We start from the raw sequence: 22,141 nt of genomic DNA, 5'->3' as shown, positions 1-22,141 counted from the left end.
AATGGCCTGGCAAAATCCCTGGTACGACCCCAGCAAGGCGCACCATACGCCTGAAGGTTTCCGTAATCCCGAAGCGGAGCTTCGCCAGAATGGCGATCTGCAACGCTGGCGGAAAGAACGCAAGGCGGCTGGGTTACCTTTTCCTCCCGCCGCGGGTTATGACAATTTTATCGCCGAGTGGTGGCAGCGGGCCGATCTGGCCGGCGAGGACGATGCCGTCTGGTGGCTGGGTCATGCCTGTCTGCTGCTAAGGCTGGCGGGAAAATACACCCTGATCGATCCTGCGCTGTCGAAGCGGGCTTCGCCGTTTAGCTTCTTTGGCCCACAGCGCAAAACGCCTGTAGCTCTGGAGATCGCTGAACTGCCGTCGCTTGACTGTGTGCTAATTTCGCACAGCCACTACGACCATCTGGATCGACCCTCGATTAAAAAAATTCTCCAGCGCTTCCCGCAGGTGGAGTTTGTCGTGCCGCTTGGTCTTGAGCCGTGGTTCAGAAAGCTGGGCGCAAAGCGCGTCACGCAGCTGGACTGGTGGGAAAGCAAAGAGGTGGGGGGAATGGCATTACACGCCGTTCCAGCCCGTCACTGGAGCATGAGAAGCCTGCGTGACCGTAATCGTTCGCTGTGGTGTGGCTGGGTAATTAAGGCGCCGGGTCTGAGCTTCTGGTTTACCGGCGACAGCGGCTATACGGAAAATTTACTGGAGATCCCACGCAGGCTGGGCCCTTTTAATCTTGCGGCGTTGCCAGTGGGCGCCTATGCACCAAAATGGTTCATGCGCGCGCAGCATATGGACCCGGAGCAGGCCGTTTCGCTGCATCTGGCTCTGGGGGAACCGCACAGCATTCCGATCCATTGGGGGGTGTTTGAACTGGCTGATGAATCACTGGACGAACCGCCGAATGTGCTGTCAGAAGCAATGCGGGCAGCAGGATTGGACGAAAGCCGCTTCCAGGCCTGCCGAATAGGCTCGAAAAAGGCGCTGAATAATATCAACCAGGATTAATCTTAAAAGAATTAATTTAACATATGGCGAAAATGAGAGCACAGTCAAATAATGTAAATGGACTGAGGGTACGTCCGGGAATTAATAGATGATGCCGGTGCTTTTAAATGGGGCAGGGGGTATTTCAGTTTCCTGATTTTGGTGCAATTTAAATTAAAAGTGTACCAGGCGCTTCTTTTTGAGCCCCAGGATGCTTTGCGCTTAATGCCGCCGGTTAAACGCTTAAAGGATTTTTTTTGCGTAAGCTATGCCATAATTGTGCAATAAATTCAGGTCATACTGACCGATATGCCCGCACAAGCAATAGACTTAAGCACGGCGGCAGGCTATGATAGCCTCATGTTTTGAGCGTGAATAAGGTTGGGTAACGTTAGCTTTCCCGGCTACCGTTTCACTCCTCCGTATGTAATGTGCAATATGTGCCGCGAATGTTTCAATTCTGTGCGTCATCTCTATCACCGTTTAAAAATGACTTGCCATTAATTAACGAATATGTGATAACGCTTTAGGGTCAAACGAGGTACAATTCTGTTTATGTATGGCATCTTCAGTAAAGAAGTTTTGAGTAAAGACGTTGACGTTGAATACCGCTTCCTTGCCGAGCCTTTATATCGTGCCTCATGCAGTAATGTCTCTGGTTTTTCAGTACGTAAAGTAAAGCCCTCGGGCGAATAAACTCTCTAAGGAATTTGCAAAATGGCAAAGATTAAAGGTCAGGTTAAGTGGTTCAACGAGTCTAAAGGTTTTGGTTTCATCACCCCAGCAGACGGCAGCAAAGATGTCTTCGTACACTTCTCTGCAATCCAGGGTAATGGTTTCAAAACTCTGGCTGAAGGCCAGAACGTTGAGTTCGAAATCCAGGACGGCCAGAAAGGCCCTGCTGCAGTGAACGTCACCGCTATCTAATTTTCGATCTGCGCCTGCTATTGCCCGCGCGGCGAGCAGTCCAGGCAAGAATCTGAATGTTAAAGCCCCGTCAGTAATGGCGGGGCTTTTTCTATGGCAAAAGCAATAAGGTCTGCCGCTACACGAGGCTTTCCGGTAAACTGCCGCCCGAACCGTTTATGGAGAGTTGCTATGTCTTACCTTTGCCCCCTTTGCCATCAGCCCCTGCTGCCCGAAGCCGCCGTCTGGCGCTGCGCAAACCGGCACCAGTTCGACCGGGCTAAAGAGGGCTACGTCAATCTTCTGCCGGTCCAGCACAAGCGCTCAAAGCAACCGGGAGACAGCGCCGATATGATGCTGGCCCGCCGCGAGTTTCTTGATGCCGGACACTATCAGCCGCTTCAGCAAAAAGTCTGTGAGATCTTTGAGCGCATCCTGCCAGCGACGGCCTCGGGCGTATTGGATATCGGCTGTGGCGAGGGCTATTACACGCACGCCGTAGCTAACCGGCTACAGGCGAGGGGAGAGACAGCGGTTCACGGGCTGGACGTCTCGAAGGTGGCCGTGCGGTTCGGCGCTAAGCGCTACCACAACGTTGAGTTTTGTGTGGCTTCAAGCCATCGTCTGCCGTTTGCCGCGGGGCAGTTTGACGCCGTTCTACGCATATATGCCCCATGCAAAGCGGAAGAGCTGGCGCGGGTGGTGAAGGAGCGGGGTTATGTGCTGACCGTCACGCCGGGACCGCGCCATCTGATCCAGTTTAAGGCGCTGATCTATCAGGACGTGAAGCTGCACGATGAGACGCCGGAAGAGATGGCGGGGTTTGAACTGGTCGAACAGCACTCGCTGAACTACCCATTGCGACTGAACAGCGAGGAGTCAGCCGCGCTGCTGCAAATGACGCCGTTTGCCTGGCGCGCCCGCCCGGAAGTGTGGGGCGTGCTGGCGACCACTACGGCGTTTGATTGTGAAACTGACTTCACGCTGCGGCTTTGGCAGCGCAACGCGACGCAGGGCGTTACGGCTGCTGCACCATAAACTGATAGATGCTTTCCAGGTCATCCAGCTTTCTTACGTGGATCAGCAGGCGTCGGTTTTCCAGCTCGATCACCAGAATCCCGTCTTCGGACAGATTCATATTTTTGATCCGTCGGTAGTCGATAAAAATATTGGCGTAGTAAAAGCCTTCGGGCTTGAACAGCAGCTTAGGCAGGCGGATCCAGAACAGATAGACCGACAGAAAGGCCAGCGCCATCAGCAGCGTGGTGGTGATTCTGGGCCCCTGGTTGTTGACGTTCTGGTAGATCAGTATGGCGATCAGCCCAACGAAGATCAGGCTGTCCAGCTTGTTACGGCGCTTCAACAGCACCTTCAGCCGGGTCGGGCCTTTCAGCCGCGTCATTATCAGCTCATCGTAGATCGCATAGGCCAGAAATAGCGCGATAAACAGCACGATGACGTAATCAGTTAGTGACATCTTTACTTCCCCTGAAAAAAACAGCCGCTATCGTTCAGTTATAAGCGATAGCGGCTGGTCTTTGATAAGGCCGGAGTTGCCTCCGGCCAGCAGGCTTACAGACCTAACAGCCCAATCCAGTAGCCGAAGATCCCAATCACGAAGAAGCCAATGATAATCCACAGTGCGTTAACCTTGCGGCGTAGCAGCCACATACAGCCAAAGGTTAGCAGCAGAGGGATTAAGCCGGGCATTAGCTGATCGAGGATTGACTGCACGGTGGTGACCGTGGTCTTTCCTGTCTGATCGGTAATGCGCGAGACTACCAGCGGAACGTTAACATGCGTCCACTTGTTGACCAGCGCCCCCATGACAAAGAGGCCGAGAATGGACGCCCCCTCGGTCAGTTTTTGCAGGAAGCCGCCGCCCATGTCGCTAACGATATCGACGCCCTTGCGGTAGCCATACGCCACGCCATAGTAGCGAACCAGTAAACGCACCAGGTTAAACAGCACGAAGAACAGCAGCGGACCGAGAAGGCTCCCGCTCATGGCAATCCCAGCGCCCAGCGCGGCAAATACCGGACGGACGGTACCCCAGAAAATCGGGTCGCCCACGCCAGCCAGCGGTCCCATCAGCCCCACCTTGATGCCGTTAATCGCAGCATCATCGATAGGTGCGCCGTTGGCACGCTGCTCTTCCATTGCCATGGTCACGCCAAGCACGGGAGAGGCCACGTAAGGGTGAGTGTTAAAGAACTCCAGGTGACGCTTAATCGCCTGCTTACGCGCATCGTTGTTGTCTGGATAAAGGCGACGGATCACCGGCACCATTGAGTAGCAGAAGCCCAGCGCCTGCATACGTTCAAAGTTCCAGGAACCCTGAAACAGGTTAGAACGCAGGAATACGCCGCGCACGTCACCCGGAGTCAGCTTTTTCTGCACGGCAGATGTTGTGGTAGTAGCGGTATCAACCATTTTTCTCACCCTTTCCCTAATCTAATTCGTTATCAAGGTCGTTGTGCGCAGGGCCGGAGGCCTGTGCACCCGCCACGCGGTTATACTTCGGCGCCAGCTGGATATACAGCACCGCCATCACCACACCAATCACACCCAGCGCAACCAGGTTAAAGTTGGTGAAGGCCGCGGTAACGAAACCGAGGTAGAAGAAAGGCATCAGGTAGCCCGCACGCATCATATTGATGACCATTGCGTAACCTACCACCACGATCATACCGCCGGCGATGTTCAGGCCGTTGGTCACCACTTCAGGGATGGATTCGAGCATTCCCTGCACTACGCTGGTTCCGACGGAGACCGCTACGATGACCGCAGGGATAGCAATACGCATTGCCTGCAAAACCAGAGCCGAGACGTGGATCCACGAGATGGCCGACAGGTTGCCTTTTTCGGCTGCCTTATCTGCCGCGTGCTGGAATGCAACGGTGATGGTACGTACGATGATCGTCAGTACCTGACCTGCAGCCGCCAGCGGAATGGCCAGCGCTATACCGGCACCCACGCTTTGACCACCGGCGATAACCAGGATGGTGGAAATAATAGAGGCAAGGGCGGCATCCGGGGCCACGGCGGCGCCGATGTTCATCCAGCCCAGGGCGATCATTTCCAGCGTACCCCCGATAATAATACCGGTTTTCATATCGCCTAAAACGGCACCAATTAAGGTACAAGCCACCAGCGGACGGTGAAACTGAAATTCATCGAGAATAGATCCCATACCTGCAATACAGGCAACAATAAATATCAGCACAATTTGAAGAGTGGTAATCTCCATTGCACTTCTCCTCTGACATTCGTGAACTGAGTTAAACCTGAACGATCAGGCAATAATAAATGCAGCTTACTGAGCCACTTTGGCAATCAGGTCCATCATTTTCAGGCGTTGATCGCTGGAGACTTTACGGACTTCCAGCTCAATACCCTGTTCATTTAGCTTCCTGAAGGCTGCAATATCTTTTTCATCAACTGAAACAGCATTGTTGACCTGGGTTTTGCCCTGACGGAACGCCATTCCCCCAATATTGACACTCGGGATTTTTACCCCGGCTTCCACCAGTCGTTCTACATCCGTTGGGTTGGTAAACAGCAGCATCACGCGTTCGCCAGCGTACTGTGGGTTATTCCACACGCGGATCATTTTTGCGATATCGACGACGTGAGCGGTAACGCCTGGAGGAGCAACCTGGGTCAGCAGCGTTTTACGCACGTTGTCGGCCGCCACTTCATCGCTGACCACAATGATACGCGTGACGTTGGTCTCTTTCGTCCAGCGCGTTGCAACCTGACCATGAATCAGACGGTCATCGATCCTTGCCAGGGCGATCTTCATGTAATCGTTGGGTCCCATCGCCTTTTGCGGAACGGGTGCGGCTTTCGGTGCTGCGGCGGCGACGGGGGCAGGGGCGGGCTCAGGTTCTTTGGCTTTTAACGCCCTGACGCCTTCACGACCGGTCTCGACGGCCACGGCCACCAGTTCGTCAAAGCCTGGGTCATCGTCGCGAGCCATAAAGACTTCCACCAGCATGGGAATGTTGACCCCGGCTATTACCTCGTAATTTTCCTTGTCCACAACGATGCGGCTGGCGGCATTAAACGGGCTGCCTCCCCAGGTATCTACCAGAAAAAGTACGCCTTTACTGGTATCCAAATCGGTCAGTCGCGCCTGATATTTCTCGATCAGGGTTTCCGCATTTTCGCCGGGTACGAAATCAATCCACCCGACGTTTTGCTGTTCCCCAAGGAGCATTTCAGCTGTTTTTATCAGCTGCTCTGCGGCCCAGCCGTGCGTGCCGATCACAATAGCAATAGTCACTTGCTACCCTCCTTATCCAATATTCAGCGGCCCACAAAAGCAGGCGAGCCGTACGAGTATCCAGCTGAAGATTTCCCCCAGCCTGGATTGAACGTGCTGTTATTTTTCTGAACCAGTAACACTCTTAATTGCTGCACCAGAGTTGTCTCTGATCCAAACCTTAAGACGGGATTTATTTTAGTACGCGAAAAAATAAATTATGTGACCGTGCTCAGCTATTTAGACGCCAGTTTCACCTCTTAAGCGCTATCGCTCAAAAGAGCAGCATGAAAAGTGGCCGCATTCTGTAAATGTAATTAAATATTTTGACGCAGACCGGGGGCCTGTTTAGAGTAGAGATCCTTTTTTAACACAGGAGTACCGGCTTCAGCCCTCCCTATGGACTGTCACCGACGTCGCTTTACCTTGCCATCTGGTCATCCGGCCAGCTTTATTTCGTCCCCGGACGACACCCTTTACCCCCTCTGCGCCACTGACCGCATCGTGTTCTTACGAACGCCTGCTGTGCTTTGCCGATCCTTTTTTCGGAGTCTGTAATGGAATTTCTTTTAGACCCCTCAATCTGGGCCGGTCTGCTGACGCTGGTCGTGCTCGAAATCGTACTGGGTATTGATAACCTGGTCTTTATCGCCATTCTGGCCGACAAGCTGCCGCCAAAGCAGCGCGACAAGGCAAGGTTAATAGGCCTGTCGCTGGCGCTGATTATGCGGCTGGGCCTGCTTTCGCTGATCTCGTGGATGGTAACGTTAACCCGTCCGCTGTTCAGTGTAGGCGACTTCAGCTTTTCCGGGCGGGATTTGATCCTGCTGGTGGGCGGATTGTTCCTGCTGTTCAAGGCGACGATGGAGCTGCACGAACGGCTGGAAAACCGCGAGCATGGGGGTGACGGCAGTAGAGGCTACGCCAGCTTCTGGGCGGTAGTGGTGCAGATTGTTATCCTCGATGCCGTCTTCTCGCTGGATGCGGTGATTACCGCCGTCGGGATGGTAAATAACCTTGCCATTATGATGACTGCGGTGGTCATTGCGATGGGCATTATGCTGCTGGCCTCGAAACCGCTGACTAATTTTGTCAATGCGCATCCTACCGTGGTGGTGCTGTGCCTTAGCTTCCTGCTGATGATTGGTTTAAGCCTGGTCGCCGAAGGTTTTGGTTTCCACATCCCGAAAGGCTATCTGTATGCCGCGATTGGCTTCTCCATTCTGATTGAGTTGTTCAACCAGATCGCGCGGGTCAATTTTATGCGCCATCAGGCGAGACGGCCGATGCGTGAGCGCACCGCCGAGGCCATTCTTCGTCTGATGGGCGGCCGTCGCAGCCAGGAGAGCAGCAGCAGCGAAAGCAGCGAAGTGGCGGCGATCCTGCCGCAGGAAGCTTTTAAAGATGAAGAGCGCTACATGATCAACGGCGTGCTGACGCTGGCGTCCCGCTCCGTTCGCAGTATTATGACGCCTCGCGGTGAAATCTCATGGGTTGACGCCGAGCGCTCGCTGGATGAAGTGCGTATTCAGCTGCTGGACACGCCGCACAGCCTGTTCCCAGTCTGTCGCGGAGAGCTGGACGAGATTATTGGCGTGGTGCGGGCAAAAGAGTTGCTGGTTGCGCTGGATCACGGCATTGACGTCGCCACCTTTGCCGCCGCGTCTCCGCCGATTATCGTACCGGAAACGCTCGACCCCATTAACCTGCTTGGCGTGCTGCGCCGGGCGAAGGGCAGCTTCGTGGTGGTGACCAGCGAGTTTGGCGTGGTGCAGGGGCTGATCACGCCGCTGGACGTGCTGGAAGCTATTGCGGGTGAATTCCCTGACGAAGACGAAACGCCTGACATCATCGCCGACGGAGACGGCTGGCTGGTCAAAGGCGGAACGGATCTTCACTCACTGCAACAGTTGCTGGATACCCAGGTGTTGGTGAACCCAGACGATGACCACGCCTCGCTGGCTGGCCTGCTGATTGCGCAGAAGGGCCAGTTGCCGGTTGCAGGCGAGGTGATTGAACTGCCTCCGGTTACCTTCCAGATTATCGAAGCGACGGATTACCGCGTCGACCTGGTCCGGGTGACTCGTGCGCGTGAGCGTCATGAAGAGGACGAAGAAGCGTAACAGTCAGAAGGGGGAAGAGATTCCCCCTGATTTTTCCGATCAGATTGCCAGCGTCAATTTATGTTCGCTGAGCCACTTCGGAAAGTCGCTCAGCGGCATTGGACGCGCGTAGAAATAACCCTGTAGCACATCCACGCCTTTTTCCCGCAGATAAACCGCCTGTTCCGCCGTTTCAACGCCTTCCGCCACTAGGCCGATATTCAGACGCTGAGCAAGCGAAATAACCATATCGGTAACCGTTGCGTTAATGGCATCCGTGCCGATCGAGGCGGTAAATACCTTGTCAATTTTCAGCACGTCGGGGCTTAACGTTTTCAGATACGAAAGCGAGCTGTGTCCGGTGCCGAAGTCATCAATCGCCAGCTTGACGCCAATCTTATGCAGATGCGTCACAACCCGCTGATCGACCTCCGGCAGGGAATCTCTCTCGGTCAGCTCAACAACCAACTGCGGCACCGGGTTGGCTGGCCACCACAGGCGCTGTAGATCATCAATGATTTCGCGATTGTGGAAGTGGCTGGCCGCTACGTTGATCGCAATATGGAACGACGGGCAAGCTGGCATCTGCGGCAGTTGGCGAACGACCTCGCGCAGTACGAAACGGGTCAGGGGAGCAATCAGGTTCTGCCGCTCGGCCAGAGGAATAAAAACGTCCGGCGGTATCCAGCCCTGACGTGGATTGTGCCAGCGCAGCAGTAGCTCAATACCGTTACAATCGCCGGTCTTTGAATTAATGAGCGGCTGGCAGTAAACCATAAACTCGCGGGCGGTAATGCCGTAGCTGATCTGCCAGGAAAGGCTCATGCGGTTTGCCGTCGCCAGCCAGACGATATAGGCCATCAGCAGGCTAAGTAGCAGCGCCAGCGGCAGTTGAGACGGCAGCGTTGATAGCGCCAGACGGGACGGTGAAGGGCCAAACAGGGTGATGGTAAACGGATAGCGCAGCGACGCTTTCTCGTAGCTCACTTCATCATCGGAAGGGAAAGCTTCCTCAATCATCGGATTGCCGTACTCAAGACTTTTCCCGCCAACATTGAATACGGCGCGTTCCACCCACGGTAGCGTTGGCTCAAGCAGGTAGTTACTCATCATCTCAATATTGATGGTTTGCAGGATGCCAGAGCGGTTGGCGTTATCGTGCGGCGTCCACAGCAGCAGAATCGGCGAGCCCTTGAGCAGATATTGATCGGTACTGAGCATCATGCGCTGATTATTGATCGCCAGCTCCGGATAGATGGCGCTGAACTGCCTGTCGCCTGCGCCAAAGATGCTGGAGCAATACATGCTATCGTTGTCGACCAGCACGATGGATCGTACCGTTTGCAGTGAAGCCAGCTTTTCAATCAGCGGAAAACGAACCTGCTCGCAGGGCAGGCCAACCAGACCGAGCGTATTGCTGGCCGCCACGTCCAGCGGTGAGAACAGCCGATCGAACCGCTGAATAGCGTTATCGGCAAAGGTTCGCGACTGCTGCTCAATCCGGCCTTTCTCTTCCATAAAGCGGAAGGCTAACGTAAGAATGAGCACCAACGCGGAAACGACCACAGCGATTAACAACCGCTTGCGGCGAAACTGTCCTAAAACCTCCTGGGACATTTGCATCAGTAACCACCCTTAGATCAAGACGCATACACAGAGACCGAATAAGTGTTATCGGCAAAATGAAAATTAAGTTTAGTCTTGCTGAAGAGAAAAGCAGAATTAAGTAAAACAGTCACTTATCCTGCATTGTTTGCAACCACACTCTAGCGGTTTCCTGCCAGAGGAGATAGAAGGGGCAGTAAAAAAAAATTTAACCGGGCAACAGTTTACGCTGCCGTACGGGCAGCGTCTGCAATCAGAGCGCAAGACAAAGCCGGTATCAGTCACACTGAACCTTGATAGCCAGGCCCCCACGCGAGGTTTCCCGGTATTTGGCATTCATGTCCTTACCCGTTTCGTACATCGTTTCAATCACCTTATCCAGTGACACCCTGGCCTCGCTGGTGCGCCGCATCGCCATCCGCGCCGAGTTGATCGCTTTAACCGCGCCAATTGCATTACGTTCAATACAGGGAACCTGCACCTGACCGGCAACCGGATCGCAGGTGAGGCCGAGGTTGTGCTCCATACCAATTTCAGCCGCCACGCAAACCTGTTCCGGGCTGGCACCCAGCAGCTCGGCCAGGCCCGCCGCCGCCATTGAGCAGGCTACGCCCACTTCGCCCTGACAGCCAACCTCCGCACCGGAGATAGAGGCGTTCATTTTATACAGAATGCCGACCGCGCCAGCCGTCAGGAAATAGCGAAGAAAGATGTCCGGGCCGACCGGCTCAATGAAATGATCATAGTAGGCCAGCACCGCCGGGACAATGCCGCAGGCGCCGTTAGTGGGGGCGGTGACCACTCGTCCCCCTGCCGCGTTCTCTTCATTGACCGCCAGAGCAAACATATTGACCCAGTCAATGACGATCATTGGGTCGCTGGAAAGCTTGCCTGATGAAACCAGCAGGCGGCGTAGTGCGGAAGCGCGGCGCGGCACCCGTAGCGGTCCCGGCAACACGCCTTCGGTATTTAGCCCGCGGTCGATGCACTCCCGCATACTTTGCCAGACGTCGCCGAAGTAGCTTTCGATCTCGGCACGGCTATGCAGCGCCAGCTCGTTTTTCATTACCATGCCGGAGAGCGAAAGGCCCTGCTGATGGCAGTGCGTCAGCATCTCTCTGGCTGAGTTGAACGGGTAAGGGACGGTGACGCTATTCAGCGTTGACTGGCCGAAATGCTCTTCGTCGACGATGAAACCGCCGCCGATCGAGTAATAGGTTTTGCTGTAGAGAAGGGTATCCCCGTTGAAGGCATGAATGCGCATCCCATTTTCATGCAGCGATAAATTGTCGCTGCGGAAAACCATGCCGCCCTCGCGTGGAAAGTCGACCTCGTGACGACCGTTGGCTATCAGCAGGCGCTGACGATCTTCCACGTCGCGGATAAAGGCAGGGATGCCGTCGATATCCACGCTCTCTGGCGTGGCGCCGGAAAGCCCCATAATGATAGCGATATCGGTATGGTGACCTTTACCGGTCAGGGACAGCGAGCCGTACACGTCTACGGCAAGGCGCGTTACGCTGTCCAGCAAGCCGTTAGCGACCAAATCGTCGACAAACTGTTTACCGGCTTTCATCGGTCCAACCGTGTGGGAACTGGAGGGGCCAATACCGATTTTAAACATGTCGAAAACGCTAATCACACTATGCTCCTTAACTGAGCCGCAAGGCTGATAAAAATACTGCTGTAATTGTAATTATCCTGAGACCAATGGTCGCATGAAATAAACTAATCACGATGATCCAGAAAAGTTATGGCTGGCGGCGATCAATCGGTACATCAGGCGCTTAGTTGCCCAATATCAGCTAGGGCAAAAGGGGCTGATGCTGCTTTTGGCGATCGCCTGCCGCACTAATGTGGTGCAATATAAATGATTCGGGCAGAATGTGTAGTGATTTAACGCGAAGAATGGCGGAATAGTTAGTGGGAAACGCTAAATGTGGCGCGGTTCACAGGAATTTGGGCGGCGTATTACTTGCCTGCTGGCTGATTCGCCAGCTGAAGACTTAACTGGCGAATAATCCCGGCGGTCATGCCCCAGATAAAATAGTCCTCATACCACGAGAGCCAGACGCGGTGGCTGGCACCGCGTCGCTGTATATCCAGCGGAGCGTAGCGACCCAGCCGCAGCGCTTCCTGTAGCGGCATCTCAAAAATGGACTCCACCTCACCTTCGTTGGCATGCCAGCTTCGTGAAGGCGGCACAATTCCTACCACGGGCGTGACCTGAAAGCCGGTGCTGCTGGTGACCGGAGGCAGCACGCCGACCACTCTGACGCTGGCGGGCGAAATGGCGACTTCTTCCTGCGCTTCCCGCAAGGCCGTGGCAATTAGCGAGCCGTCGTCGGCATCCATCATGCCGCCCGGAAAAGCTACCTGGCCGGCATGCTTACGTAGCGCGGCGGCGCGGCGGGTTAGCAACAGCGTAGGGCGGGGACGATCGACGACGGGCACCAGCACGGCGGCCCGACGAACCGGAAGCTGAGCGGAGGGCGCATCGGGCCTCAGCAAAACAAAGCGGCTCATAAAGTCTTCCAGCGTGATATGCGCCTCAGACATCCGGCTGCTCCAGGCAGGGTAGAATCCGCTGCACCTTATCGAACGTCTCCTGATATTCGGCCTGTTCGTCGCTATCCGCCACAATACCGCCGCCCGCCGTGCAATAGAGATTTCCCTGCTCCGCCGTCAGCGTGCGGATGGTGATGCTGGTATCCATTTTGCCGCAGACGCTGAGATAGCCAATGCTGCCGCACCAGGCATTTCGCCGGTGAGGTTCCAGCGTATCAATGATCGCCATCGCCCTGACTTTTGGCGCACCGGTGATAGATCCGCCGGGAAAGCAGGCCCGCAGCAGGTCGCAGGCGCTTGAGGAAGAGGAGAGCCGGGCGGTGATGGTGCTGACCAGATGATGGACTGCCGGGAAGGGCTCGACGGCGAAGAGTTGCGGCACGGCGACGCTGCCGGGCTGGGCGACGCGGCCGATATCATTGCGCAGCAGATCGACAATCATTACGTTTTCAGCACGATCCTTGGGCGAATTCGCCAGTCTGATAGCCTGAAGGCGATCCGCCTCAGCATCGCTCAGCCTGGGGAGCGTGCCTTTGATCGGCCGCGCTTCAATCCTGCCCCCCTCTATTTTCAGAAAACGCTCTGGCGACAAGCTGAGAATGGCGCTGCCGGGCAGGCGCAGAAAAGCGCTGAACGGCGCGCGGTTTTGCTGATTAAGCCGCTGGAACGCCAGCCACTCGTCGCCGCGATAGCTGGCGGAAAAGCGCTGTGACAGGTTGATTTGATAACAGTCTCCGCTGCGCAGCCAGTGCTGAACGCGGCGGAACTTTTCACCGTACTCTGTACGCGTCATATTGGACTGCCAGGGGCTGGTCAGTTGAAAAGGGACGGGCTGACCCGCTGGCCGCAGGGCGTTCAACCAGTTCAGCCTCGTTTCTCCGTCACCGTGCGCCACTAAGGTTAGCGCCTGCCGCTGATGATCGGCGATCAGCGCCCAGTCATAGATCCCTACCGCCATATCCGGCGTCTTCAGGTCCTGCTTCGCCAGACAGGGCAGTTGCTCAAAGCGGCGACCCAGATCGTAGCCGAACAGCCCCAGCGCGCCGCCCTGAAAGGGGAAATCTGGATGTTCCTGCGCCGCTAAGCCGCTCTGCTTCAGTGCCCTTTCCAGCAGGCTAAGCGGATCTTCCCCACTGCTTTCCACGCTGTCACCGCGCTGAATGCGGGTCACGCTGCCCTGCGTTGTCAGCGTGGTTTGCGGATCGGCCACCATAATATCAAAGCGGTTGTCGCTGTGATCGGCAAAGCCGGAATGCAGCAGCATCGCCCAGGGTTGATGGGCAACAAAACCAAACAGATTCTCAATGGCTTCAGGCGTATACTTAAGAGGATAATAAACAGGTGACATGATGGTTCAGCTGACAGGGTCAATAACAGGCGATAAGCCTGGCATATTTTTCCTCTGCTGGCATCTGTTTGTTGCGCGTGGAATAATCCGCGCCCGAGGACAGGAGTGCATATGATTACAGGTTTACCGGCGCTGTCGCATGAACAGCAGCAGCAGGCAGTGGAACGTATCCAGCAGTTGATGTCAGAAGGCATGAGCAGCGGACAGGCAATTCAACTGGTGGCCGCAGAAATTCGCGAAACGCACACCGGCGGCATGGTTGCCGCGCGTTTTGATGATGAAGACGAAGATGAAGATCGGGACCAGCAGTTGGGCCATCAGCCAGACGAAGACCAGTATGATAACGACTACGACGACTAGATTGCCTGATGGAGCGGGGCGTAACGGGTGAGCGGGAGAATCCGCGGCCTGTTTACGCCGCTGGCTTTGATGCTGGCCGGCTGGATGCCGTTCAGCCAGCAGGGCCGTGCGGCTGAGCAGGGCTGGCCTGCTGACGTCAGTGAAAACAGCTTTGCTCTTCCCTCTCAGGCGGGCAATTTCCACTATTACTCCCTGAATACCCGACAGCATCAGCCGATCGTCTCGGCGCTAATTGTGCTGCACGGCCATCCCCGCGATGTAGGTAACACGTTAGCGGCCGCCGCTGAAGCCGCGCAGGGGGTACCTGCCGCCAGCAATACGGCAATTGTAGCGCCTCTTTTTCAGGTTGCTGCCAGCCGTGACAGCCGCTGCCGCTCCTCAGGGCTACCGGCAGCCTCAGCTGGCGATGCGCTGTGGAGCTGCCGTTCGTGGTTGGGAGGCGAACCGGACAGCCAACAGCGAATCACGGCTTTTGCCGCGATGGATAACCTGCTGCTTACACTGAAGCAGCGCTGGCCAGCATTACGTAACGTTACCGTGGCCGGATTTTCCGCTGGTGGACAATTTGTACAGCACTATATTGGCTTTGCGCATCCACCTGAGGGGGTAGCCCTGCGTTTCGTGGCAGGCGACCCCGGCAGCTGGCTCTATTTTGATCAGCGGAAGGTCACTGGTTGCCCGAACGCCAGCCGATGGAAATATGGCGTTGAGGATCTCCCCGGCTGGCTGAACGAGACGGCGGCAGCAGCCCGTCAACGCTATCGTTTGGCTGACGTGCACTATCTCGAAGGTGCCGACGATCGCGGCAAAGGTCCAGGCCGTTACTGGAAGATCCTGGACAAATCCTGCGCGGCTATGGCTCAGGGTGAATTCAGGCTGGATCGCGGGCTGAACTATCAGCAATATGAGCGCGAGGTGCTGAAGCCAGTCACGCCGCACAAACTCACCGTGGTGCCGGGCTGCGCGCATGACGTGCGCTGCGTTTTCCCGTCGAAGGAGGGACGACAGGCGCTATTTACACCCTGACGGGCGGCGCCTGCCAGGGCCTTACTTCGCAGCGATTATCTTGATTTCCACCAGATATTTCGGGTTCATCAGGTTTGCCTGAACGGTACAGCGAACCGGCGCGTTGCCCGGTGAAACCCAGGCATCCCAGGCACGATTCATCGCCTGGAAATCTTTCTTATGGACCAGGAAAAGGGTCGCATCCAGAATTTTGCTCTTATCCGATCCTACGCGCGTAAGTATTCTGTCGATCGTTGCCAGGGCATTTGCGGTCTGTGCCTCAGCATCTTCATCAAGGTTTTCCGGTACGCTGGTGTAATACACCGTGTCGTTATGAATAACCGCTTCCGACATGCGGTGTTCCGGATCGAGACGTTCAATAGTCATCAGCTTTCTCTCATCATCGCTGCTAAAAGTGGGTCGTAGCCTCGCACAGTTTCGGGCTGGCTGTCACCTAAAGGGTGGAGTGGGGACGCGGATACTGACATAATTACAGTGTTTTTAAAAACGGCAGTGAGGATGTGTGGCAGACGATTTTGCAGCAGATGGCGCGCTGGCGCTGGCAATCCCTGGTTTTAAACCGCGAGAACCGCAGCGCCAGATGGCTCTGGCGGTCAGCGAAGCGATTGAGAATAAGCGTGAGCTGGTGGTTGAAGCGGGGACGGGAACCGGTAAAACCTATGCCTATCTCGCGCCCGCGCTGCGCTCCGGTAAAAAAGTGATCGTCTCTACGGGTTCCAAAGCGCTACAGGATCAGCTCTATAGCCGGGATCTTCCCACCGTAGCCAGAGCGCTAAAATTTAAAGGTCAGGTGGCGCTGCTAAAAGGGCGCTCTAACTACCTCTGCCTTGAACGGTTGGAGCAGCAGTCGATGGCTGGCGGCGAGCTGGCCGTGCAGGCAATGAGCGATCTGGTACACCTGCGCGGCTGGTCCAGCGAAACCGTTGATGGTGATATCAGCACCTGCGGCGGCGTGGCGGAAGACAGCACCCTCTGGCCGCTGGTCACCAGCACCAATGACAACTGCCTGGGCAGCGACTGCCCACAGTACAAAGACTGTTTCGTGGTCAAAGCCAGGCGTAAAGCGATGGATGCCGATGTGGTGGTGGTTAACCATCATCTGTTTCTCGCGGATATGGTGGTGAAAGAGAGTGGGTTTGCGGAGCTGATCCCGGAGGCTGACGTGATGATCTTCGATGAAGCGCACCAGGTGCCGGATATTGCCAGCCAGTATTTCGGGCAGCAGCTCTCCAGCAAGCAGCTGATCGATCTGGCGAAGGACATCACTATCGCCTACCGCACGGAAGTCCGCGACGTTCAGCAACTGCAAAAGTCCGCCGACCGCCTGGCGCAAAGCGCGCAGGATTTCCGGCTGGTGCTGGGCGATCCCGGTTTTCGCGGCAATCTGCGCGAGGTGCTAAATCTAGCCAACGTTCAGCGTGCGCTACTGCTGCTGGATGACGCGCTGGAGCTGTGCTACGACGTGGCTAAAATGTCGCTGGGGCGTTCAGCGCTGTTGGATGCGGCCTTTGAGCGAGCGGCGCTGTATCGGGGCCGCCTTAAGCGGCTGAAGGATATCACTCAGCCTGGCTACAGCTACTGGTACGAATGCAACTCCCGTCATTTCGTGCTGGCGCTGACGCCGCTGTCGGTGTCAGAACGCTTCCGTGAGGTGATGGATGAGCGTCCCGCCAGCTGGATCTTTACCTCTGCGACGCTGGCCGTTAACGAGAAGATGACCCATTTCGTCGATCGGCTGGGAGTCAGCAGCGCGAAGACGATGATTCTCGACAGCCCGTTTGATTTTGCCCGTCAGGCGCTGCTCTGCGTGCCGCGCAACCTGCCTTCGCCAAATCAGCCGGGTGGGGCAAAGCAGATGGCAACAATGCTGCTGCCGCTGATTGAGGCGAACAACGGACGCTGCTTTTTCCTCTGCACCTCGCATCAGATGATGCGTGGCCTGGCAGAACAGTTCCGCGCGATGCTGACGCTGCCGGTGCTGCTGCAAGGCGAGACCAGCAAGGGCCAGTTACTCAAACAGTTTGTTACCGCCGGGAATGCTTTGCTGGTTGCCACCAGCAGCTTCTGGGAAGGGGTCGACGTGCGTGGCGATGTTCTTTCGCTGGTGATCATCGACAAGCTGCCGTTTACCTCGCCCGATGACCCGTTGCTGAAGGCGCGAATGGAAGATTGCAAGCTGCGCGGCGGCGATCCTTTTGATGAAGTGCAGCTGCCGGATGCGGTAATTACCCTGAAACAGGGCGTTGGCCGGTTGATTCGTGACGTGGACGATCGGGGCGTGCTGGTGATCTGCGATAACCGCCTGGTCATGCGCCCCTATGGCGCAGTTTTCCTCAACAGCCTGCCGCCTACGCCGAGAACCCGCGATATTCAGCAGGCGGTCGACTTTCTTAAACCGTCGTCAGCGCAGTAATCCGGGGCGCAGTGTGCTATGCTGCGCGCCGAAAATTTTTCCCGCCAGAGGTGTGTATGTCTACGCGTATTTTAGCGATTGATACGGCTACGGAAGCCTGCTCAGTTGCGCTGCTGAACGACGGTAACGTCACGGCCCACTTTGAGCTCTGTGCCCGTGAGCACACGCAGCGTATTTTGCCGATGGTGCAGACTCTGCTTCAGCAGGAAAAAATCACGCTGAGCGAGCTGAACGCGCTGGCATTTGGTCAGGGGCCGGGCAGCTTTACCGGCGTGCGTATCGGTATCGGCATCGCTCAGGGACTGGCCCTGGGCGCCGGGCTGCCGCTGGTCGGTGTCTCTACGCTGAAAACGATGGCGCAGAGCGCCTGGCGTTTGCGGGGCGCCACCCGCGTGCTGGCCGCCATTGATGCCCGCATGGGCGAAGTTTATTGGGCGGAGTATCAGCGCGACGAGCAGGGGCGCTGGCAGGGTGAAGAGACCGAAGCGGTGCTGACGCCTGAAGCGGCTCAGGCCAGAATGGCGGCGTTAACGGGCGAGTGGGCGACGGTTGGAACCGGCTGGAAAGCCTGGCCGCAGCTGGTTGAGTCGGCAGGCCCTGAGTTGCAGGTCACCGAGGTAGAGCTGCCCTGCGCCGAAGATATGCTGCCGCTGGCGGCCACGGCCTGGGCTGAAGGACGCGCGGTGGCGGTAGAGAAGGCTGAACCTACCTACCTCAGAAACACGGTGGCCTGGAAAAAATTGCCTGGTCGCGAGTAACTCAGCAACTATTTAACAAGGAAGCAGTCTGAGTAATCAGTATCCTGGAGAACTTTATGCGTAAACGTGTTTTGTTGCAGTTAGGTAGTCTGTTACTGGCCTCGGCGCTGCTTTCCGGCTGTATCAGCGTGCCGGATTCGGTGAAAGGTTCATCCCCTACGCCACAGCAGGATTTAGTTCGGGTGCTGAACGCCCCGCAGCTGTACGTTGGTCAGGAGTCGCGCTTTGGCGGCAAGGTGGTCAAAGTGGTGAATAAAGATGGCATGACCCGGCTGGAGATCGCCGCGCAGAGCCTTGATGATACCGCAAGGCCGCGGTTAGGCACGCCGTCGATTGGGCGCATTTATGCTGACATTAAAGGCTTCGTGGACCCGATCGATTTTAATAACCAAATTGTTACCGTTGTCGGGCCGATAAAAGGCACCGAGAAGGGTACGGTTGGCCAGGCGTCCTACAATTTTGTCACCGTTGAGGTGACCGGCTACCAGCGCTGGCATCTGACCCAGCAAATTGTCTCGCCTAACCAACCTATCGATCCGTGGATTTGGTACGGCCCGCCGCGCGGTCGACACGGTGGCGGATACTGGGGACCTCCGCCGTTTGGCTATTACAACAGCGGGCCAGCTCAGGTACAAACCATCCTGACTGAATAGTGACACGTTATGCTTATTGACGACCCGGTGACTCTTTGTCCTCGGGTCGTTTTTTATTGTTCCAGTTGGGACAAAATTAATTTAGTGATGGGCTTCGCAACCTCAAAACAGAGAACTGAGCAAACTGGTACGCTGAGTTAAAATAATGTTAAAAACATGCGACGGTTGCAGCCCATGACAACGAATACGACTTTCCGAGGTGTTTCCTTGAATAAGGTTTGGTTAAACCGCTATCCGGCAGACGTTCCGGCAGAGATCAGTGCTGACCGCTACTCTTCGTTGATAGATCTTTTTGAACAGGCCGCCAAACGCTACGCCGATCAGCCCGCCTTCATGAATATGGGGCAGGCAATGACCTATCGTAAGCTTGAAGAGCGCAGCAGGGCGTTCGCCGCCTATCTGCAGCAAGGGCTGGGTCTGAAAAAAGGCGACCGCGTGGCGCTGATGATGCCGAATCTGTTGCAGTACCCCATCGCGCTGTTTGGTATTTTGCGGGCGGGAATGATCGTGGTTAACGTCAATCCTCTTTATACCCCGCGTGAGCTGGAGCACCAGCTCAACGACAGCGGCGCCAGCGCAATTGTGATCGTCTCTAACTTCGCCCATACGCTGGAAAAAGTGGTAGCCAAAACCCAGGTGAAGCACGTTATTCTCACCCGGCTGGGCGATCAGCTGGCCCCGGCAAAGGCGACGCTGGTCAATTTTGTGGTGAAGTACATCAAACGGATGGTGCCGAAATACCATTTACCGGATGCAATCTCGTTTCGCAGCGCGCTCCATCAGGGCTACCGTATGCAGTATGTACGACCGGACATCATTAATGATGACCTGGCCTTCCTTCAGTACACCGGTGGAACCACCGGCGTGGCGAAAGGGGCGATGCTAACTCACCGCAACATGCAGGCTAACCTCGAACAGACCAAAGCTACCTACGGCTCGCTGCTGAAGGATGGCAAGGAAACTGTGGTTACGGCGCTGCCGCTTTACCATATCTTTGCACTCACGGTGAACTGCCTGCTGTTTATCGACCTCGGCGGAGCCAATCTGCTGATCACCAACCCTCGAGATATTCCCGGGCTGGTCAAAGAGCTGTCGAAGGTGCGTTTTACCGCCATTACCGGCGTTAACACGCTGTTTAACGCGCTGCTCAACGATAAAGATTTCCAGAAGCTCGACTTCTCCAGCCTCAGCCTCTCTGCCGGCGGCGGGATGGCGGTGCAGAAAGCCGTTGCTGAACGCTGGGAAAAGCTGACCGGCCACTATCTGCTGGAAGGGTATGGCCTGACCGAATGTTCACCGCTGGTTTCAGTCAACCCTTATGATATTCGCTACCACAGCGGCAGCATCGGATTGCCGGTTCCCTCTACCGACATTAAGCTGGTGGATGACGAAGGCAACGACGTGCCGGAAGGTGAGCCGGGCGAACTGTGCATCAAAGGGCCGCAGGTGATGCTGGGCTACTGGCAAAGGCCTGACGCGACGGATGAAGTGTTGAAAAATGGATGGCTTAGAAGCGGTGATATTGTTACCGTTGACCACGAAGGGTTTATCCGCATCGTCGACCGAAAAAAAGACATGATTCTGGTGTCGGGCTTTAACGTGTATCCTAATGAAATTGAAGACGTGCTGATGCTGCATCCCAAAGTGCGCGAAGCGGCGGCGATCGGCGTGCCCAGTGAGGTGGTGGGAGAAGTGGTAAAAATCTGCGTGGTGAAAAAAGACGCTTCGCTGACTAAAGACGAGCTAATCGCCCACTGTAAAAAGCATCTTACCGGCTATAAAATTCCTAAAATTGTTGAGTTTCGCGAAGAGTTACCGAAAACTAACGTTGGCAAAATTCTTCGCCGTGAGCTGCGTGATGAGGCGATAAAATCGGCCAAAGCCAGCTGATTCCGCCGATGCTTTCTGAGAACGCTAAAACGCCGGTCAAGCCGGCGTTTTTATTGAGATGACACTGAGGCGCGAAACGCCGCAGCGAGAGGACCATTTTGAATTACACCATGATAACTACCAACGAGGCGCTGGCTGACCTTTGTCACCGCGCCCGTCAGGTTCCGGCACTGGCGCTGGATACCGAATTCGTCAGAACCCGCACCTACTATCCCGGCCTTGGGCTGATCCAGCTGTATGACGGAGAGCAGATTGCGCTCATCGATCCCTTGCCAATCAGTGAATGGACGCCGTTCCGCGATCTGCTGCTGGATGAACAGGTGATCAAGTTTCTGCACGCTGGCAGTGAAGATTTAGAAGTGTTTCTGCACGAATTCGGCGTGCTGCCGCTGCCAATGATCGATACGCAAATTCTGGCGGCGTTTACCGGCCGACCTCTCTCCTGTGGATTTGCCACTATCGTCGAATCCTTCACCGGCATTGCGCTGGATAAAAGCGAATCCCGCACTGACTGGCTCGCCCGTCCGCTGACGGAAAAACAGTGCCAGTATGCCGCCGCCGACGTGCTCTACCTGCTGCCGATTGCCCACAAGCTGATGGCTGAGGCACAAGCGTCGGGCAAACTCCCGGCCGCGTTGAATGAGTGCAGCCTGCTATGCCAGCGTCGTCAGCGGGTGGTAGCGCCCGAAGACGCCTGGCGCGATATCACCAATGCATGGCAGCTGAAACCGCGCCAGCTGGCGGCTCTGCGCCTGCTGGCCGCCTGGCGGCTGGAGCTGGCTCGCGAAAAAGACATGGCGGTGAATTTCGTGGTGCGGGAAGAGAATCTGTGGAAGGTGGCGCGCTACATGCCTGGTTCACTGGGCGAGCTGGATCAATTAGGTCTGGCCGGACAGGAGATTCGTTTCCACGGTAAAGCGCTGGTGGCGATGGTCGCCCAGGCAGAGACGCTGGAAGAGAGCGAGCTGCCGGAGCCGCTGGCTAACCTGATAGATAACCCGGAATATAAGAAAGTATTTAAAGAGCTGAAGGCGCTGATGGCCGAAGTCGCGGAGAAAGAGGGCGTCAGCCAGGAATTGCTGGCTTCACGTCGGCAAATCAATCAGCTGCTGAGCTGGCACTGGCGGCTTAAACCGGCGGACAGAAAGCCTGAGCTGATAGACGGCTGGCGGGGTGAACTGCTTCACGACGGCATCGAAGCGATCCTGAAGGCGTACTGAAGGTTTTTCCCCTGCTCAGCAAGCAGGGGAAAAACAGGCG

General features: G+C 55.9%; 21 protein-coding genes. 12 read left to right on the top strand and 9 right to left on the bottom strand.

Translation table 11 applies throughout. The annotated features are described in order from the left end of the window. Position 1 precedes the first annotated feature (1 nt). The 4 genes from NG99_RS02270 to rlmA all read left to right on the top strand — a co-directional run bounded on the left by NG99_RS02270 (position 2) and on the right by rlmA (position 2,929). A complete protein-coding gene (locus tag NG99_RS02270) occupies positions 2-1,006 on the top strand; it encodes an MBL fold metallo-hydrolase (RefSeq protein ID WP_034887982.1) in 1,005 nt (334 codons plus the stop codon). 534 nt (positions 1,007-1,540) lie between these two features. Then, positions 1,541-1,681 carry a DUF2627 domain-containing protein gene (locus NG99_RS27870; RefSeq protein WP_072017508.1) on the top strand — a complete coding sequence of 47 codons (141 nt, stop codon included), beginning with the start codon at positions 1,541-1,543 and terminating at the stop codon, positions 1,679-1,681. Between the two features lie 21 nt (positions 1,682-1,702). Continuing rightward, positions 1,703-1,912 (top strand): transcription antiterminator/RNA stability regulator CspE, encoded by a 210-nt coding sequence (gene cspE, locus NG99_RS02265; RefSeq protein WP_001062678.1) that lies wholly within the window; start codon positions 1,703-1,705, stop codon positions 1,910-1,912. Between the two features lie 171 nt (positions 1,913-2,083). Further along, positions 2,084-2,929, top strand: coding sequence for a 23S rRNA (guanine(745)-N(1))-methyltransferase (gene rlmA, locus NG99_RS02260; protein WP_034887974.1), 846 nt, complete (start codon positions 2,084-2,086; stop codon positions 2,927-2,929). Here rlmA and NG99_RS02255 read toward each other — a convergent pair. The 4 genes from NG99_RS02255 to manX all read right to left on the bottom strand — a co-directional run bounded on the left by NG99_RS02255 (position 2,910) and on the right by manX (position 6,179). After that, complete coding sequence (locus NG99_RS02255) at positions 2,910-3,368, bottom strand: DUF986 family protein (RefSeq protein WP_034887971.1); 459 nt, start codon at positions 3,366-3,368, stop codon at positions 2,910-2,912. The genes rlmA and NG99_RS02255 overlap by 20 nt on opposite strands. A 95-nt stretch (positions 3,369-3,463) precedes the next feature. Then, positions 3,464-4,324: a PTS mannose transporter subunit IID gene (locus tag NG99_RS02250; protein WP_034887968.1), complete on the bottom strand. Its 861-nt coding sequence runs from the start codon at positions 4,322-4,324 to the stop codon at positions 3,464-3,466. Between the two features lie 16 nt (positions 4,325-4,340). Beyond that, the gene (locus tag NG99_RS02245) at positions 4,341-5,141 is read right to left on the bottom strand and encodes a PTS mannose/fructose/sorbose transporter subunit IIC (RefSeq protein WP_034887966.1); all 801 of its coding nucleotides are present in this window, start codon (positions 5,139-5,141) and stop codon (positions 4,341-4,343) included. Positions 5,142-5,207: 66 nt separating this feature from the next. After that, the gene (gene manX, locus NG99_RS02240; protein ID WP_034887964.1) at positions 5,208-6,179 is read right to left on the bottom strand and encodes a PTS mannose transporter subunit IIAB; all 972 of its coding nucleotides are present in this window, start codon (positions 6,177-6,179) and stop codon (positions 5,208-5,210) included. Between the two features lie 536 nt (positions 6,180-6,715). On the opposite strand from manX, the gene NG99_RS02235 reads away from it, so the two are divergent. Next, a complete protein-coding gene (locus NG99_RS02235; protein ID WP_034887962.1) occupies positions 6,716-8,281 on the top strand; it encodes a TerC family protein in 1,566 nt (521 codons plus the stop codon). A 39-nt stretch (positions 8,282-8,320) separates the two neighbouring features. Here NG99_RS02235 and NG99_RS02230 read toward each other — a convergent pair whose 3' ends face one another. The 4 genes from NG99_RS02230 to pabB all read right to left on the bottom strand — a co-directional run bounded on the left by NG99_RS02230 (position 8,321) and on the right by pabB (position 13,781). Further along, on the bottom strand, positions 8,321-9,883 hold the full coding sequence (locus NG99_RS02230) for an EAL domain-containing protein (RefSeq protein WP_034887960.1): 1,563 nt from the start codon (positions 9,881-9,883) through the stop codon (positions 8,321-8,323). Between the two features lie 259 nt (positions 9,884-10,142). Then, positions 10,143-11,507, bottom strand: coding sequence for an L-serine ammonia-lyase (locus tag NG99_RS02225; RefSeq protein WP_034887958.1), 1,365 nt, complete (start codon positions 11,505-11,507; stop codon positions 10,143-10,145). 329 nt (positions 11,508-11,836) lie between these two features. Next, positions 11,837-12,424, bottom strand: a complete 588-nt coding sequence (locus tag NG99_RS02220; protein WP_034887956.1) for a CoA pyrophosphatase — start codon at positions 12,422-12,424, stop codon at positions 11,837-11,839. Then, positions 12,417-13,781 carry an aminodeoxychorismate synthase component 1 gene (gene pabB / locus NG99_RS02215; RefSeq protein ID WP_034887953.1) on the bottom strand — a complete coding sequence of 455 codons (1,365 nt, stop codon included), beginning with the start codon at positions 13,779-13,781 and terminating at the stop codon, positions 12,417-12,419. Before pabB ends, NG99_RS02220 begins: the two co-directional genes overlap by 8 nt. Before the next feature lie 111 nt (positions 13,782-13,892). On the opposite strand from pabB, the gene NG99_RS02210 reads away from it, so the two are divergent. Together NG99_RS02210 and NG99_RS02205 are read left to right on the top strand one after the other, a co-directional pair. Then, the gene (locus NG99_RS02210; RefSeq protein WP_034887951.1) at positions 13,893-14,141 is read left to right on the top strand and encodes a YoaH family protein; all 249 of its coding nucleotides are present in this window, start codon (positions 13,893-13,895) and stop codon (positions 14,139-14,141) included. 27 nt (positions 14,142-14,168) lie between these two features. After that, positions 14,169-15,167 (top strand): hypothetical protein, encoded by a 999-nt coding sequence (locus NG99_RS02205; protein WP_034887948.1) that lies wholly within the window; start codon positions 14,169-14,171, stop codon positions 15,165-15,167. A 21-nt stretch (positions 15,168-15,188) separates the two neighbouring features. On the opposite strand, the gene NG99_RS02200 is transcribed toward NG99_RS02205, so the two are convergent. After that, positions 15,189-15,533, bottom strand: a complete 345-nt coding sequence (locus tag NG99_RS02200) for a RidA family protein (protein WP_034887946.1) — start codon at positions 15,531-15,533, stop codon at positions 15,189-15,191. 136 nt (positions 15,534-15,669) lie between these two features. Here NG99_RS02200 and NG99_RS02195 point away from each other — a divergent pair, with 136 nt between their 5' ends. From NG99_RS02195 to rnd, 5 genes are all read left to right on the top strand, one after another. Continuing rightward, the gene (locus NG99_RS02195; RefSeq protein WP_034887944.1) at positions 15,670-17,580 is read left to right on the top strand and encodes an ATP-dependent DNA helicase; all 1,911 of its coding nucleotides are present in this window, start codon (positions 15,670-15,672) and stop codon (positions 17,578-17,580) included. A 56-nt stretch (positions 17,581-17,636) separates the two neighbouring features. Next, positions 17,637-18,338, top strand: a complete 702-nt coding sequence (gene tsaB / locus NG99_RS02190) for a tRNA (adenosine(37)-N6)-threonylcarbamoyltransferase complex dimerization subunit type 1 TsaB (RefSeq protein WP_034887942.1) — start codon at positions 17,637-17,639, stop codon at positions 18,336-18,338. A 56-nt stretch (positions 18,339-18,394) separates the two neighbouring features. Beyond that, positions 18,395-18,991 (top strand): Slp family lipoprotein, encoded by a 597-nt coding sequence (locus NG99_RS02185; RefSeq protein WP_034887940.1) that lies wholly within the window; start codon positions 18,395-18,397, stop codon positions 18,989-18,991. 207 nt (positions 18,992-19,198) lie between these two features. After that, positions 19,199-20,881 (top strand): long-chain-fatty-acid--CoA ligase FadD, encoded by a 1,683-nt coding sequence (fadD, locus tag NG99_RS02180; protein ID WP_157032530.1) that lies wholly within the window; start codon positions 19,199-19,201, stop codon positions 20,879-20,881. A 110-nt stretch (positions 20,882-20,991) separates the two neighbouring features. Next, positions 20,992-22,101: a ribonuclease D gene (rnd, locus tag NG99_RS02175; RefSeq protein WP_034887936.1), complete on the top strand. Its 1,110-nt coding sequence runs from the start codon at positions 20,992-20,994 to the stop codon at positions 22,099-22,101. Positions 22,102-22,141 lie beyond the last annotated feature (40 nt).

It is taken from the genome of Erwinia typographi (assembly GCF_000773975.1).
In the GTDB taxonomy this organism is placed as follows: Bacteria; Pseudomonadota; Gammaproteobacteria; order Enterobacterales; family Enterobacteriaceae; genus Erwinia; species Erwinia typographi.
This window is presented reverse-complemented; position numbering and strand designations above follow the sequence as displayed.